Raw genomic sequence first — 16,351 nt, forward strand, 5'->3', positions numbered from 1 at the left:
ACAGTCAATGGGACGATGGGCTGTGACATAATAAATCCTCCAGTTATGTTTTTTATAACAGTATACAGGAGGAGGGAGTGATTAGATAGATACCTTGTTATTGGGCGGTTACGTATAACCGAATCCAGCATATCCGACATCCGCCCTAAGACCGATTTTATAAAAAAGAACTCCCTTTCGAAAGTTCTTCTATATATGATTATTTACCAAGAGCTGCTGCCATAGTCGCTGCGACTTCTGCTTCAAAGTCGTTTGAAGCTTTCTCGATACCTTCACCCACTTCGAAACGAGCAAATTCTACAACTGAAGCGTTCACTGAGTTCAAGTAAGCTTCAACAGTTTTGCTGTCGTCCATGATGTAAACTTGTGCAAGAAGTGTGTAAGCTTGGTCAACTTGAGTGTTGTCAAGCATGAAGCGGTCCATTTTACCTGGGATGATTTTGTCCCAGATTTTTTCTGGTTTGCCTTCAGCTGCCAATTCTGCTTTGATAGCTTCTTCAGCTGCTGCAACCACTTCGTCAGTCAATTGAGCTTTAGAACCATATTGCAAGAGTGGCAATGCTGGTTTGTCAACCATTGCACGGCTTTCGTTATCTTGCTCGATTTTGTGGTTGATTTGTGCCAACTCATCTTTAACGAATTGCTCATCCAATTCAGTGTAGGAAAGAACAGTTGGTTTCATCGCAGCGATGTGCATTGAGATTTGTTTTGCAAGAGTCTCATCTCCACCGTCGAAAACTGAGATAACACCGATACGGCCGCCGTTGTGTTGGTATGCACCAAATGCTTGAGCATCTGTTTTTTCAACCAAAGCAAAGCGACGGAATGAGATTTTCTCACCGATTGTTGCAGTTGCGTTTACGTATGCTTCTTCAAGGGTTTCACCTGAAGGCATAACCAATTTAAGAGCTGCTTCGTTGTCAGCTGGCTTACCTTCTGCAATTACTTTAGCAGTAGTGTTTACCAATTCAACGAATTGAGCGTTTTTCGCAACGAAGTCTGTCTCAGCGTTCACTTCAACAACTGCTGCTACGTTACCATCAACGTAAACACCTGTCAAACCTTCAGCTGCTACACGGTCAGCTTTCTTAGCTGCCTTAGCCATACCTTTTTCGCGAAGCAATTCGATCGCTTTTTCGATATCGCCTTCTACTTCAACCAATGCTTTTTTCGCGTCCATAACGCCAGCACCTGATTTTTCACGCAATTCTTTAACGAGAGCTGCTGTAATTTCTGCCATGTCTATTCTCCTTGTTTGTATTTATAAAATAGAGGAGCGAGCTCAGCCCTGCCCCTCTAGGATTGTTTTTTGTGTTTGATAAATGATGTAGAATGTACTCGGACTAAAAAGCTAGAATTTAGATAAATCTAAGGCTTTTCTTAACGTCCTCGTTACTTAGATTATTTACCTTCTACTACTTCAACCAATTCTTCGATTGATTCTGTAGATGCTGGTTCAGCTGCCAATTCAGCTTCAACTGCTGCCACGCTGTCTTCACCTTGGTTACCTTCGATGATTGCGTCAGCCATTTTAGCTGTGATCAATTTAACAGCACGGATAGCGTCATCGTTAGCTGGGATGATTACATCGATATCATCTGGATCTGTGTTTGTGTCAACCATCGCTACAACTGGGATACCCAATTTTTTAGCTTCTTTAACAGCGATTTGCTCTTTGTGTGGGTCAACAACGAACATTACGTCTGGAATGCGTGGCATGTCAGCGATACCGCCCAAGAATTTTTCAAGACGAGCACGTTGTTTGTTCAACAATGCTACTTCTTTCTTAGGAAGCACTTCGAAAGTTCCATCTTCTTCCATGCGGTTGATTTCTTTCAAACGAGCGATACGTTTTTGAATTGTACCCCAGTTTGTAAGAGTTCCACCCAACCAACGGTGGTTGATGAAGTATTGACCAGCGCGGATAGCTTCGTCTTTAACAGCTTCAGCAGCTTGTTTTTTAGTACCTACGAACAAGATAACTGCGTCGTTTGCTGCAGCGTCACGGATGAATTCGTAAGCTTGGTCAGCCAATTTTACAGTTTGTTGCAAGTCGATAACGTGGATACCGTTACGCTCTGTGAAGATGTATTTAGCCATCTTAGGATTCCAGCGACGAGTTTGGTGACCGAAGTGTACACCAGCCTCAAGAAGTTGTTTCATTGAAATTACTGCCATGAGTATTTCTCCTTTTTGTTTTTTCTCCTCTCCCGAACTTCGACTTGCAGCCCAACCTTTCGGCAACAAGACCACAATTGGTCCAAGATGAGTATTTGTTGCACAGCAACTCTATTAGTATATCAGAATACCTGCCTATTTTCAAGTAAAATAGTAGATAAATTCGTCAAAATCCTACCTTTTCTTCTATTCAAAGTAGGTTTCAGCTACTACTGAATAAGAGCCTGCAACAACATCCATTCTTTCTAACTGTCCACTGGCATTTATTCTATAAAAACCAGCTGATGGAGCAACATTGGGATCTGTCCCTTTCATATTTGGACTGCTGTGGTCTTCTCTAACCTCAATGTAAACCAATCCATCCGAAGATTGCACATTGGTAACCACTTGGGCTAGAAAATCCGCTTTGGTAAAAGGAGCCCCGTAACGAGAAGCTGCATGTGCCTTGGCCCAATTAGCTGCCTGCTCGACGGTCAAATTCTTGGTATCTACAGACGTATTAGGAACTGTTGCCGAGCTAGTTTCAGTTGCCACTGCTGAGCTTTCACCGAGGACCAAGTTTTCAAAGAATGCTTGTAATTCCTGGTTTTTAGTCGGTCGGAAATACAAACGCTTCTCTGGGTTGCCTTGATTTTGATCGGTAATCCAAGCAATCACCTGACCATCCTTTATGGTAAAGAGATAGAGGTGGGCTAATTGTGATTTTGATACTTCTAAATCTGAATACATTCCGACTACAGCTGTCTGCCCTGCTCCAACTTGACCAGTTTCACTCCAAACTAGTTCAGGTGTTTCTCCCAGAAAATCAGGTGTCATTTGCTGACCAGGACCAGTCAAAACTCCAGATGGCAAGGTCACACCAAAAAAGTTCCCTGCACGATTTGGGCTATAGGATACATAATATTGTGGAGGCGAGAATGATGGTCCCCATTGGTCAATCACAAAACTCCTCAATGCCTCTGCTTTACCAGCATCCCACAAACCAGTTTGGCTACTTGAACTACTAGCTACAGAGGTGGTTGAAGAGGTGGTTGATGTGCTGGAATTAGAACTAGTCGAACTTATAGAAGTAGATGAAGATGTCGAGGTTACTTCTCGCTTCTGACTGCCACAGGCCGCCAGCAAGCAGACACTGGCTCCCAAAAGTAAGCCTGATATCATTCTATTCTTTTTCATCCCATCTCTCCTAATCATCCACTCGATAAAAGACACCTTGGCTAAAACTTTCTGTCGTTGCGACACTCTGGGTAGTAAAAATCCTATCCTTGCTGGTGTCCGTCTGGTCGCTATGCCCTTCTAGAAATCCATAAGTATTCTGTACCCCTTTTGGAATCAGCAAAGTTGGTATGGTAGGTGAAGCCATAGCATTTGGATTGGTAATTCCTGCTAAAAGAACTTCACCTTCAAACTTGGCAAATTGTACATCAACAAAGACAGTGTAGCCCTCCCCATTTACAGCCACATTCCCCTGACTATCAATCTCTATTCGATCGCCACGCGCATTGACCCATTCTCCTTCCAAACTAGAAAAGTTTCCAGCTAGGATTTGTTCCAAATTCATGGACTGGACACCATCTGTTTGATTTGAACTGCTCATTTCTGTTTCTGATTCTGTTCTGTCAATCTCAAATTCTTCCCAGTCAAATTGATTAGGATCTAGAATTTCTGACTCTGTCTTTCCAAAAACAGAAACAAGTTCATCTCTCATATGAAAATCTTGCTCGACTCCCTCAATCAATTGACCATTTGCATCTAACTTATTAAGCGTACCTACGGCATCTCCTGTCCCTGAACTCCATCCATAACTAACATATTCTCCACTCTGGAACAAGACAAGGGCGCTTCTCCCACCACCAACTCCAGCTACAAAATTTTCTGCTAACAATGAAATTTGACCATCAATAATCGCGTAGAATCCCTTTACAAATACTGACCCATCTGTATTTTCAGATCCTATAAACAGTTCATTCTGACCATCCTGATTAAGATCATAAAAAGCATATCTTAAATGGGGAGCAGTTTTTACCACACTTTCCATAACCCAAGAATTCATCGGAAGCTGTAAACCTTGTAAGACATCCATCATTTTTTCTACATTTTCTTTGTCCGCACTATTCGCAAAGTCAATGATTGCCTGATAATCCGAAAAAACGGACTGATACAGTTCCTTATCGTCCTTCTTAACTTGGCTCGAACTAGTTGAACTTTGTTGGTTCGCTGATGAACTAGTCGAACTTTGGTGAATGGATGACGAGCTTGAGGATTGTTTCGTCTGGACATTTGACTTGCTACAAGCTGATAAAGTTGCCACACAGACAAGTGCTAAAGCTAGATATTTTTTCATAGTAACCTCCATAATAAAAAATAGATCTAAAGTGAAAGTATGGTTATTCTTAACCATACCGACAGTTGCTCCGACTAGCTTTGCTAATTTCCGATTTTCTTTACTAGACACTATTATCTGTAAATGTTTATTTTTCCACTTGACCAAATTCACTATTTAAGGTACAATATTCTTTGTTATGGCGGTATAGCCAAGTGGTAAGGCACGGCTCTGCAAAAGCTTGATCGTCGGTTCAAATCCGTCTACCGCCTTAATATACCTGATTTAACAGGAATTAACCGAACACAAAGCCCGTAAAATCGGGCTTTTTTGATTTTCCGTCTGGCTAAATTCGGCAAACTTTGAAAATAATTTGGGGCGAATTTGGGGCAGACAATTTTTTCGGTTTCAATTTTATTATAAAATATTTATTCTTATATTAGTATTTTTTATGCAGAAATTAGCGGCCAAGTTAGGCCGCTATTTCTCATACCTGCAATTCCTCACGGATTGCTTTTTGTAATAGTTGGCTAAAATTGACTTTGTTTTCTTTTCCAATTTCAACAAGCCAGCTAGGTAGTGTAACGGTCTTATTGACGATTTTAGAGCGTTCACGCTCACGGACAAGTTCAGTATCAACAGAGATAGCCTGAATCACATCATCATCGCTTGCTAGATTGCTCGCAAGTGCCTTAAATGATGACGGTTTAGGAAATTCTTTACCTTCATCTTCAAACATGATGGTATAGATTTCAAGAACTTCACGAGCGTTGAAAATAGCTTCGCTTAGATTGTTCGCTTCGCTAAATGCTCCAGGGAAATCAGGGAAAGAAATGCTGTAGCCACCATTTTCCTTATCTGCTTCAAACAATGCTAAATAATTATATTTCATAGTGATAGATTAAGCCAATGATCAGAGTAACCCCTTTAGGGGTATGGGGAGGAGTGCCCTCACTCCCCATACAAGACTTTGAGAATGTTGCTTAGTGTGCCTGGTCTGTAATCCTTTTCTTTTGGTTTAGGTATCGTCACTGTCCGTCCGTCTGGATGTTTCCAAACCTCGTGAGACCCTTTGCCAAAGTTTGTTTTACTGAAACCTTGCTTCTTAGCAATCTTCTTAAGCTCTCGCTCTGTCATTGGCTTATCTCCTTTCCTTATCTTTAATTATATTATACACTTGTTTTAAACACTTGTCAACATAAAACACTTGTTTTTAACAAATATTTTTTCAAAAAACATTCCATCACAACAGACATTTTCAAAAATGTCCATCATAATAGAAAATAGCCCCCAGCAAACGCTGAGGGCTTTGTTTGTGTATTAGACTGGTTTCTTTTCCAGCTTGTAAGTTTCGCCATTGATGATGACTTCAATGCCATCAATCGTGATGTCAATGTGATCTTTGCTACCGACATCTGTGACGGTAGCAGTATCATATTTGGACAGTGTCCCATTTTCCGACTCAATAGCCTTGAGTCGGCTGGAAGCTCCGACAATGTAGCTGTCAAATCCGCTAGCAGCATAATCATAGACTGCACCGCCAGCCTTAAACATGCCCTTGACAGCCTCACTGAAGGTCTTAGCACCGCTGACCTTGTAAGAGCCGCCTGAACGTAAGAGATAGAACCAGTCTGTCAGAAAATCGTCAACTGTTGCATAGTGCATATAGTGACCACCTTCATTTGATGGACGGGCAGTTCCTTGTGTGACTGTAACACCGCTTGGACGGTTGCCTTGACCTGTCCAGGTCATACCACCCCAATTGTTGTCTGCCTTTCCTACGGCTGATGTACCCCAAAGGCCTTCATAGTGCAAAATGGTCAAAGCGTAGCTTGGAAGGATGTCATGCTTTTTACAGTTGGCCAGAATTTTTTCCAGCACCGCTTTTTTTAAGATAGCACCATTGAAAGAGAGGTCGCCCTCTTCTTTGCCTACTATGGCTTTCCCAGTTGGCTCAGTTTGGCTTGTTTTGGTTTCCGTGGTCTGTTTTACCTCGGAACTCTTGGACGGCTCAGAGGGCTGTTTTTTGAGCAATTCGGTGACACGTTTTTGCACAGCTGGATAGTCAGCACCTAGCGACTGCTTGCGAGCCTCACCGTTGCCATGCTTACCAGCAATTACCTCTTGAGCCAGTTGGTCAACAGTCTTTTTAGGTGCCGTAGCCTTGCCATTGATGACTGCCATGACAGCCTCATATTGATTACCAAGAGCTGCCTTGCGGGTATCTCCGTTGCCGTATTTTCCAGCCAACGTTTCCTGAACCAAGGTTTCAAGGCTTTTACCTGCTGTACTGGTTTGATTGGCCAAGCGGTACACGTAGCAATACATCCAACCACTAGCAGCAGCCGTTTGGTTGTAGTTATCAATCGTAATGCTATTGCGAGCGTAGTTACAGTGGATGATGTTATCTGGATCTACAAAGATACCGGTATGACCACCAGCACCCGCTGATTGCCCACGTCTACCCCAGACAAAGATGTCTCCACGCCTTGCATCCCAATCAGTATTTTCAGCAATGAGTTTGTATCCGTTTTTGATGAGCCAATCATGCTCATACTCGGTATTGACTGCCCAACCAGCTGAGATAGCACCAGCGGACATCAGAGCGTAATAAACAGAGCTGGAACAGTCAAAAGAGTTCGGACCGTTTCGGTAGTCCATTGAGTAGGTCACACGGCCTTTGCGATCGCTCATCCAACGGAGAGCAGTTTCAATATTCACTCCCATAGTTACTCCTTTTCGAAATAAAAAGGAGCCAACACCCAAACAAAAGGTGTTAAAGCTCCCAAAACAATAATAATCAGGATTGCTTTGATTAGTTTCATTTGCCTTTACCAATTAGCTTTTCAAAAGCAGCCGTCACGTTTTCGAATATTGAGGTGTCGCCCTTGGCTTTGCCATAATTCTCGACCAAGCTCTTAAAGGTCAAGATGAGATAGCCAACGTAGATTGTGTAGAGAAATGCCACACCCGTCTGTTCAGGCAACAAGACCGACATTGGTATCAACACGGTAAGCAAAATAATTCCCATCATTTTACGAATCAGGCCATTAATACCGATTTTAGACTTGTATTCGATGTCTGGGTTAATCATAGCAGCGAATGTACCTGATAAAAAATCGACAATTTCCATGATAACAATAAGCCCGAGCAAAAAGAGGACTAGACCGTCCTCTGTTGCAATAAGTTCGCGTAAAAAATCAAACATCCCATGTGGATGCGGTTGGATAGTTAAAAAATACATTTATGCCTCCTTAATATTTAACCTCTCGGTCATCTCCCCAGCCGAACCTGCGGAGCTTGATAGACCTTGTCGTCGTGTCCCAGATACAATAATCAAAAGCAATAGCCGAATAGGTATGTTGGTAGCGCTGACCTAACTTACCAAAGTACAACACACGGTCAATATATCCCGATGCCGTCGAAATGTAATTGATACCATTTTTTTGCAGCACGACGTCGGTATGATTGTGTCCGGTAAATACTCCGGCCAAATGACGTGCCCCTTGATTGGTAAAGTCGGCTGTAAAATTAACCTCAAAGCCTGCCTGGCTCTTAGTGTTACGTAACGATACAGACCTGCCGTGCTTAAATGCTTCCAAGATTTGAGGCAAGAGCTGACGGTTCCCTTGTCCTCCCGTATTATTGGTCATACCGTCCTCTGGCCCCCATGGAGAGCTGTGCGTCATGACTAAAACGTGCCAATCTTCATTGACTCGCAAAGCTGTGTCAACCAACCATTTAAGCTGGTCTTGACAGTATCCGTTGTGGTCGTTATAATTATACATCTCACTCCCGTCAGGATTGAGAGGCATGCTATAGAGATCTAACACCACAATACGGATTTTGTGGTTGTTAAAATCCTTATAATAGTACGACCCAGGATACTCTCCCAAATGCCCAAAATGCACATCTGGGTCGCGGTGCAAGCCTGTATACATGAGGTTGTGGAAATCTTTCTTAGGCAAAATCGGATCATGGATATAGCGGTCGTGATTCCCCTCGCAGTAGAGCACGTCCGATGCGCTGATGCCGTTAAACACCTTACGTAAAGCGTTTTGGTTAGATCCAGTAGATAGCACAGTATCGCCTCCATGCAAAATTGTTGTTGGAGGCAAATCTTTGACAACTTTTGCTAAGGCAAGAGCAGAGTAATCTACTTGAGCATTTGTCAAAAATCCATTTTGGTGATTGTCTGTCATAAATGCAAATGTAAATCCGCCCGGCGTCAAATCTTTGATCAAGACATCTTCTTTTTCCGAAATTTTCTCAATCATTTCTAAAGTCAACTGTTCTCCAAGCAGAGATACTGTTTTGTCTTTTTGAGATTTATCAAAAAAGTCTTTAAGTAGCCCTGTGAGGCTATCTGTTGTTTGATTTAGCAGTACCAATTGACCATCCGTTACATTATCGACCAATTTGACTGCGTGAGCCTTGGCATCGAATACGAGTATTTTGTCAGGGGCGGATATGTAGATGCAGTCTCTGTCCATGTCGTAATTGTACTCCCAAAAGGCTAAACCATTAACCGCATCTCGTTTCAGGTCCTTAAATGTGTAATTAAAAACCTTATCGTTGTATCGATAAAATAGATCCGTAAATTTAAACGTGGCCTGACCGCTACCGTGGATGTACAGATATGGATTTTGGATATCCAAAATCTCAAAGCTGTCTAGCACAGTCGCTTTACCGCTCGGGCTTAACAAAACATTTTGATAGCTATCTGCTTCGCTGATTTTTTCTGCGTGTCGCGTATCACAAAGGACAAGACCATTTTTTAGCTGCCGCATGTCGACAGCGAGGTAAAATTCGGTCGTCCCTATCGGTAGATTATAAGCGCTCAATTTTCCATATGCGACATTGTTGGCTAGGCCTGATTTGTTATAGACCAAATATCCCGACACATCGAGCTCTTGCGTGCTAGGTATTGTACGGTACAAGCCAAACGTTTCGTTAGCTTGCTTCGTCAGCTGGATGTGTATCCATGCCCATCCTGTGTACGCTTTCGGCACTAAATCGTCCGAATTAATCCAAGCATGGTAATGCCAATCGTTAGACAAGAGATTGACCGTGGACACGGTCGCCTTTTCGGACAATTGTACCCGAAGAGCCTCTCCAGCGGTTTTATAGATCTTTCCGTCGTTGGCTACACGCATATCCGTCAATTCGCTTGGCACCGTGCCATTTCCGGCATTGGCGATAAGATTGTCAATCTGCCCGCTAACCACGCTAATATCTTGAGCTGTGGATTTGTCGGCTTGCTCCATTTGGTCCAGTCGTTCGACCAGAGTATTTGCATAGCCTCTCGCTTTCGCAACCTCCATGTTGGCATTGCCGTTGGCTGTTGCATCGTCATACGCTTGCTGGATTCCGTCATGAATAGCTTGCCGGACATCACGACCAAAGACACCTTCCTTGATTACTTTTAAGTGGTTATCAATTCCCATATATCATTTCCTTTCTAATGCTTCCATTCTGGTTATCAATTCGTCCAGATTGATTTCTTTGGTTACGAGCAAATAATCCAACTTCTGCTTATCTTGAGCTGACAATAGCTGGCTTGATTGCTCCGAGACCGCTGTATTGACAGTCTCAACAGCTTCTGCAGTCGTACTGGCAATGACTCGAACCTCTTCCAGCTGACTCTGTTGCTCTTTTAGCTGCCTGGTCGTGACTAGTTGCTTAGTCCTTTTACGGACATTGTCCAATTGCCACTCTTCAGCAGACTTAAACTTGTCGCCAATCGTCAAATTCGATCGCTCAACGCTTACCAAGTCAATCTGCCGTGCAACAACTCTCAGCCGTTCGTCAATAAACATAACGGGATTGATAACCCTATATGTGTTACCTTCCTCAAACTCATCAAAATTTGGGTTGATGTGCGATAAGTTGACTGCCGATACCGAGTATTGATAGGCTACAGCCTTCTGAGTAGCTAGCTGGCTCTCTCCTGCCTGTTTTAATGTTGCAGGGTCCTCTATATCGTCAAACGTGGCAGTTTCCATTTTTATGCCGTACTCGGCAATCAAGTCCGGTCTATCGATGTAGTCTTTCCCGTTGTTAACGGATGCAATACTGACACGCTGATTTGTCTCACTATTTTGCTTGCCATAAACCAGTAAGCGAGATACGATGCCCTCTGGATTGATGTGTTGCTTTAGGGATAGCAAATTGACAGAGAGCTTGATTTCCGTGTCGCTGTCGACACCAATCTGTCTCTTAAAGTCAAGGTACCTCTTGCCATTTTCCTTGCGAATCTGTACCTCCAGTCCATACTCGTTTAGGATGAGGTCTGTCAACGTGGCAAAAGTCGACTTGGCAGGGTCGACATCGGCTTCCATGTGGTCGCCTGTTGCGATCAAGTCTGACAAGTCCCCAGGCAAAAACTCCTTGTAAGATTCCAGGTTTTCGTTGTGGAATTTTAATACCTGCTTTACAAAATCAGACTTCTTCCCACGGTAAATCTGTTGACGTTGCTTGCTGTCGTTCAAAAAATCCAGTTCCGACTTGGCATTGTATGCAAATGTAAAAACTCCACTCTCGGCCATATCGTTTGTAATCGGTGCGATACGACCGAAAAATACTTCTCTACCTGTCCGCATATTGACTACTTGGACCATGGTCTGCAAGGGCTTGATTAGAGCCTTGTAGCCAGCGTTATTTGGCAAAAATTGGAAGTCAAACTGGGCAATCTTATTAATTTCAAACTTAATAATGGCCGACAAGAGCTTATTCCCGCCGGCCATCGAATCGTGAATCGGTGTCACGTTGGCACCATTAATCAAACTAACTGCATACATCAAATCAGCTCCTTATACCATTGGAACGAGATTCTGCCGTTTCCTTCAATATGGATTTCATTCTCTTTTTCGAGTGTGAAAAAGTCATAAACACGACTACCTGGAATGATACTGAACTGTTGATTTCGCATAGTCAATGTCATGTTGCCGGTCGACGTAATCTCTGGCCGTGCCAAACTGATACCCGTGTTGACCAATAGAACATCAAGCGAACCATTGACCTCAAAGGCGATGTCCTGGAACGCATCAAGCTCAAAATTAAAATCATCCCAGATGTCACTCCCTTCAGCTTTTTCTGAAATCATGAAGGGATAGGATGTGAATGTGATTTTTAGCACACCATGCGCCCAATCTTCTTCAAAAGCACTATCCCCTTGGACTTCGGCTAGGAAGTAAAAACCAGGAATTGCATCGTCATATAGAGGTGCGAGTCCAGTAGTACCCATTAGCCAGTTAATAGCACTTGTTTTTGCCATATTCATAGCTTCTTTCGTACCGTAAATCGTATTTTTGATTTTTATTTGATAGGTCAGTTTCCTCTGTTCGTAGAGTTGCCCACCATAGACAGTCGAAAAGTCGTATTTTTCATTTGAAAATGGAATTGGCACCAGTACCTTCTTTTTGTCAGGGATGCTAATTGACCGTTCATTTAATAAAAGCAAGCCTTCATCTTCAAATGAGTGCCTGCCGTTGTATCTAATTCCGTAGTGTTTAGCCAACTGTGCCTCCTCCTTCGATAATTTGAATACGCTGTGCTTGGGCATCTGAAACATGTCCCACGATCAATTGAGCGAATGTTTTGCCATCAATATTTAAAATGATTGGTTGTGGCTTTGGTTGTTCCACGTTCACAATAATCTTGTCTTTGACAGTAGACATGATATGATCTGCTATCATTCCAAGTGTACTTTCGTTCAGTGGTAGAACAGCTTCTTTACCAGCCTCACCGCCACCCATCAAACCATTACTATTCATGCCGAAAATAGTGGGCTTGGTCAAAATACCACCTTTCGCAAACCATGTAATATCAATAGATGGCAAGGACCCCTTGCCGCCGAACCCCCATGGAGCTTCGCCGCCGCTAATATGGAAGCGTGGTAATTTCGGTCTAGGGAGAGACCACTCAAAGTTGAAGAAACCTTTAATCGCATTGATAGCATTGGAAACAGCGTCCCTGGCACCGTTAATAGTGTTCGTAATAGTATCTCTTATACCATTCCAAACACTACTTACAGTGTTGAAAATGCCAGACATCACGCCACTGATTGTGCTCGATATTCCGTTAAATACGTTGGAAATCGTATTTGAAATCGAGGTTACTATGTTGCCGATAAATGACAATATGCTATTCCAAATTGTAGACACAATGTTAAAAATCATGTTAAGTACGAATTGGATGTAAGTCACAATCGCTTGCCAAGTCGTCTGAATGTATTGTTGAATAGCTGTGAGAACTGTCTCAATGATGGACTTGATTGCATTGATTAAATTGTCTACAACACCTCTCATGGTCTCCCAAGCGCCAGACCAGTCACCGTTAATCGCCTGCATAACTGCCTTGATGATGCCAAGTACAGTGTTGATTGCTGTCTCTACAATTGTTTTGATGACTGTCCAGACTGTCTCGATGACTAGTTGGATATTCGACCAAGCGGCTTGAATGAGAGGCTGTAAAGCTGTCATGACTGTGTTAATGACAGATAAGATGGCATTCCAAACTATTTCTGCGGAGGACTTAATCAACTCTTGATTTTCTGTCCACCAAGCAACCAAGGTTCCCCAAATGGACATGACAAAAGCTGAAATCTGCTGAATAACAGCATTGATGACCGACATAATCGCATTCCAAATTTCGATTACAGCTGTTCGGAAGGCTTCATTGTTTTCCCAAAGATATTTAATACCGACAACTAACAGGGCTATCGCTGCAATAATCCCTAATACAATGCCAGCAATTGGTAAGAACGAGGCAATTAATCCACCTATCGTTGTGTTAGCTGCTAACGCTGCTGCTTGCAATGCCAAAAAGACAGGCAACAATAACCCGACGATTACTACTAAACTTCCAAATACAACAATCAGCTGTCTTATAGGCCCTGGCAAATTCCCAACCCACTGTGCAACGGATTTGAAAATCCTAGCCATACTTTCCAAAACTGGAGCAACGACTTCCGCAATCATACCACCTATTTCAGCCATTGCCTCAGTGCTCATATTTTGTGCAGTCGTAAATTTGTCAATTGGGTCAAGTGTAGAGTCAAATGTTTTGCCGACCGTTCCAGCAGCATTCTCAGCTGTGTTTGCTAGGTCATCAAAATTAAATGTTCCTCGTTTGATTGCATCAACCATGCGAGGGGCTGCCTTTGAGCCGAAGACTTCTGATGCTAATGTCAAAGCCTCGGTCTCACTATATGAATTTTGAATAGCTGTGACAGTATCGTTAAGACCTTCTTGAAGGGTCTTCCCATCTTTGGCATAAGCAACGGCTGCCTTAGACATGGAACTTAATGCAGCAGATGAATCCACACCAGCTTTTTCAAACTTACCAATGAGTGAAACACCTTCATCAAAACTCAATCCTAATGCCTTGATTTGTGGTGCTCCATCAACAGCCTTTTTCATTAAGTCGTCAACTGAAACACCCGTATTTTGAGCGACGTAGGTAGCACTGTCCAACACATCTGAAAGATAATCAACAGATAGCCCATAGGCTTCCAATGCCTGTTTCGAAGTCTGCGTGGCAGAGGTCACATCGGTGCCATTGATTTCTGCAAACTTAATCATGTCCGCTGCGGTGGTCTGCAAAGCATCTCCCATCAATCCGAACTGGGTATTTACTTCGCCAACTGCACTTCCTGCCGTTGTGAAATCAGTCGGAATTGTCGTTGCAAGATTTGAAGCGATGTTCTGCATTTCCTCAAGAGATTGTCCACCAGCACCCGTCTTAGTCACAATGGTGTCCATTCCCTCGTCAACAGTGCGAAAAGCTTCAAGTGAGTTTTGACCAAACTCAATCAGTTGTTGAGAGGCATCAGCGATCATTCCTGAGAATTCATTCAGCAAATCAGCCTTCAAGAGATTGTTCGTCTCTTCCTGCAAGCCTTTCATAGTCTGAGCATTGTTTTGGACTGCATCTGCATTCCCTGCCAATGCTTGATTGACATTCTCTAGCTTGTTCTCATAACCTTTCAGCACATTCTGGGTAACTTCAACTTCACGTTGAAATGCTCGATACTGCTCTTCAGCAATCTTTCCTTCTGCAAATTGCTTCTGGACCTGCTCCTCTGCAGTCTTCAAAGTTTCGAGTTTTTCTTTAGCGTTGGAAACCTGTTTTGCCAAGAGTTCCTGTTTCTGCCCAAGCAAGACAACGTTACCTGGGTCAAATTTCAAGGCTCTGTCAATCTCTTTGATTTCCTTACTGGCATCAGATGCAGACTTATTTACATTTTTTAAGGCCTTATCTAAGCCAGTAGTATCGCCACCGATTTCAATATTGATACCCTTAATTTTTCCTGCCATGTTGCCTCCTTTCGTTGAAAATAAAAGTGCTGAGAGAGCGATTCTAGCAACGTTTTCCTTGAGCTAGCAAGGTATTACGCCGTAGAATTTCTCTCAAAGCACTCTAGAAATTATCAATATCAGCCTGTGTAGCTCTCCTTGTCTTAACTTCGGTCTGTCTATCTGGATCACGAAGATTGACATAGTCTGTTTGGTAGTCGAGAGCCATGCCAAGTGTGATGTGTTGTAGCTCCTCTACTGATAAGCCGACTTCTTTACAGCAGGATAAATAGGACTCTACTGTGAAAAGCTCATCGCTTGCAGATTCGCTGTCATCGAAGGCTTTTTTGTAGCCATATTTGCCTCCAACATTTCCATTAAGACAGGAGCGACGTCTTGGACAGGGAAGTATTCCAAATCCATGTAGAAATTGTCATAAGGCTTGACTGTAGGGTCCCCCGATTTCACAAAAGTCCAAAACAGTCGGTTAAAAAATGTCATATCGAAGTCTTTCAACATTGACATGTCTAGTTTACTGACATCAATTTCTTTCTGTTCTTGTGACAAAGCCACCATTTTCAATAGGGTGTCGCCTTGGAACATGTTCATCATGTCCTGGAAATAATCACGGCCAAATTGATTTTTGTAAGCAATTGGCGTATAGCCATTGGTCACCAACCGAAATTCTTGGTCTTCGATTTTAAAAAGTCGTTCCATTAGCTACTTGCTCCTCCTGTTGCTCCAAATGTTACGCCTTCTGCAGGTTTATAGACATTTGTAAACCAGCCGTCGTAAACTTCTTTCTTAGTGTTTGAAGTTGTCTTTGTTTTAACAGCTTTATCAGATGACCGTGGAACAGATGCAAATGATAGTTCTGTGGTATTTGGGTCACCTGACTTGGTTTTTGAGCCCTGTTTAGGACGACTGACTGTGCACTTGTAAAGCAAGTGACGAGTGGCATTCTTATCCCCTTCAATTTGGAACATCATCGCAAAGGCTGCCTGTTCTGCATCAGCAAACTCAGATTGTGTTCCGTCTGAAGCTAGCTTCTCTCCTAAAATTTCCGTTTGGAAATAATCAGTCATACGGGCAATCGTCAATGTACCTGTGTATCCCTTGTTGGTTGAGCCACCATGGTAGGTCACGTTGTCTGCTTGGAAGTCAATCGTTTCTCCTTGCGGCTCGATTGTCAACTCAACTGCTCCAGGTAGAGCTTGTGGAGTGTCATAGGTCAAATTGCCTAGGGCATCTTCTGAGGTAATTTTGGCAACGTGGACTTTCTCCAGACCGTATTCAATTTTGTTTTCTGGTTTTTTCGTCATGTTCTTCTCCTTCTCAAATTAGACTGACATCATAAATGACTTGATAGAGCCCTTCTGACTCTATATACATCTCATCGGAAAACTCAAAAAAGAGCTTGTTTTGATTAAACAGGCTCTCAGACTGAAGACAAAGTCCTTAGAATTGATTTTCTAAGGGCTTTTCTTCGTATTTAGGAGTATAATATAAGAAAAAGGACTTATGAGGTTCTCCTATGCTACACAAAGAAAAT

Annotated in this window: 14 protein-coding genes and 1 tRNA gene; 1 reads left to right on the plus strand and 14 read right to left on the minus strand. The window is 42.8% G+C overall.

The window, feature by feature from the left end; all coding sequences use genetic code 11:
• Positions 1–199: 199 nt before the first annotated feature.
• From tsf to C1E99_RS01910, 4 genes are all read right to left on the minus strand, one after another.
• Entirely contained in the window at positions 200–1,240 is a 1,041-nt protein-coding gene (gene tsf / locus C1E99_RS01895; protein ID WP_105206427.1) for a translation elongation factor Ts, read from the minus strand.
• Positions 1,241–1,401: 161 nt separating this feature from the next.
• Positions 1,402–2,178, minus strand: a complete 777-nt coding sequence (gene rpsB, locus C1E99_RS01900; RefSeq protein WP_012775356.1) for a 30S ribosomal protein S2 — start codon at positions 2,176–2,178, stop codon at positions 1,402–1,404.
• A 186-nt stretch (positions 2,179–2,364) separates the two neighbouring features.
• The gene (locus tag C1E99_RS01905; RefSeq protein ID WP_161951127.1) at positions 2,365–3,354 is read right to left on the minus strand and encodes a DUF4767 domain-containing protein; all 990 of its coding nucleotides are present in this window, start codon (positions 3,352–3,354) and stop codon (positions 2,365–2,367) included.
• Between the two features lie 10 nt (positions 3,355–3,364).
• On the minus strand, positions 3,365–4,522 hold the full coding sequence (locus tag C1E99_RS01910; RefSeq protein WP_105206429.1) for a DUF6287 domain-containing protein: 1,158 nt from the start codon (positions 4,520–4,522) through the stop codon (positions 3,365–3,367).
• Between the two features lie 180 nt (positions 4,523–4,702).
• Between C1E99_RS01910 and C1E99_RS01915 the strand changes: the two genes are divergently transcribed.
• Positions 4,703–4,773, plus strand: a tRNA-Cys gene (locus C1E99_RS01915).
• 215 nt (positions 4,774–4,988) lie between these two features.
• Here C1E99_RS01915 and C1E99_RS01920 read toward each other — a convergent pair.
• The 10 genes from C1E99_RS01920 to C1E99_RS01965 all read right to left on the minus strand — a co-directional run bounded on the left by C1E99_RS01920 (position 4,989) and on the right by C1E99_RS01965 (position 16,121).
• Complete coding sequence (locus C1E99_RS01920; protein ID WP_105206430.1) at positions 4,989–5,393, minus strand: type II toxin-antitoxin system HicB family antitoxin; 405 nt, start codon at positions 5,391–5,393, stop codon at positions 4,989–4,991.
• A 59-nt stretch (positions 5,394–5,452) separates the two neighbouring features.
• Complete coding sequence (locus C1E99_RS01925; RefSeq protein ID WP_024376845.1) at positions 5,453–5,638, minus strand: type II toxin-antitoxin system HicA family toxin; 186 nt, start codon at positions 5,636–5,638, stop codon at positions 5,453–5,455.
• Between the two features lie 183 nt (positions 5,639–5,821).
• Positions 5,822–7,228: a peptidoglycan amidohydrolase family protein gene (locus tag C1E99_RS01930; protein WP_105206431.1), complete on the minus strand. Its 1,407-nt coding sequence runs from the start codon at positions 7,226–7,228 to the stop codon at positions 5,822–5,824.
• A 94-nt stretch (positions 7,229–7,322) separates the two neighbouring features.
• Entirely contained in the window at positions 7,323–7,745 is a 423-nt protein-coding gene (locus C1E99_RS01935; protein ID WP_238146184.1) for a phage holin family protein, read from the minus strand.
• A gap of 10 nt (positions 7,746–7,755) precedes the next feature.
• Positions 7,756–9,948: a metallophosphoesterase family protein gene (locus tag C1E99_RS14890; RefSeq protein WP_105206432.1), complete on the minus strand. Its 2,193-nt coding sequence runs from the start codon at positions 9,946–9,948 to the stop codon at positions 7,756–7,758.
• Between the two features lie 3 nt (positions 9,949–9,951).
• Positions 9,952–11,301, minus strand: a complete 1,350-nt coding sequence (locus C1E99_RS01945; RefSeq protein ID WP_105206433.1) for a phage tail protein — start codon at positions 11,299–11,301, stop codon at positions 9,952–9,954.
• Positions 11,301–12,020: a phage tail protein gene (locus tag C1E99_RS01950; RefSeq protein ID WP_238146185.1), complete on the minus strand. Its 720-nt coding sequence runs from the start codon at positions 12,018–12,020 to the stop codon at positions 11,301–11,303. Before C1E99_RS01950 ends, C1E99_RS01945 begins: the two co-directional genes overlap by 1 nt.
• Entirely contained in the window at positions 12,013–14,820 is a 2,808-nt protein-coding gene (locus C1E99_RS01955) for a phage tail tape measure protein (protein ID WP_105206435.1), read from the minus strand. Before C1E99_RS01955 ends, C1E99_RS01950 begins: the two co-directional genes overlap by 8 nt.
• Before the next feature lie 276 nt (positions 14,821–15,096).
• Positions 15,097–15,516, minus strand: coding sequence for a hypothetical protein (locus tag C1E99_RS01960; protein ID WP_029185615.1), 420 nt, complete (start codon positions 15,514–15,516; stop codon positions 15,097–15,099).
• Positions 15,516–16,121, minus strand: a complete 606-nt coding sequence (locus C1E99_RS01965; RefSeq protein ID WP_105206436.1) for a major tail protein — start codon at positions 16,119–16,121, stop codon at positions 15,516–15,518. The genes C1E99_RS01960 and C1E99_RS01965 overlap by 1 nt, the downstream gene beginning before the upstream one ends.
• Between the last annotated feature and the right edge of the window lie 230 nt (positions 16,122–16,351).

This window comes from Streptococcus suis (genome assembly GCF_002964045.1).
Classification (GTDB): domain Bacteria; phylum Bacillota; class Bacilli; order Lactobacillales; family Streptococcaceae; genus Streptococcus; species Streptococcus suis_U.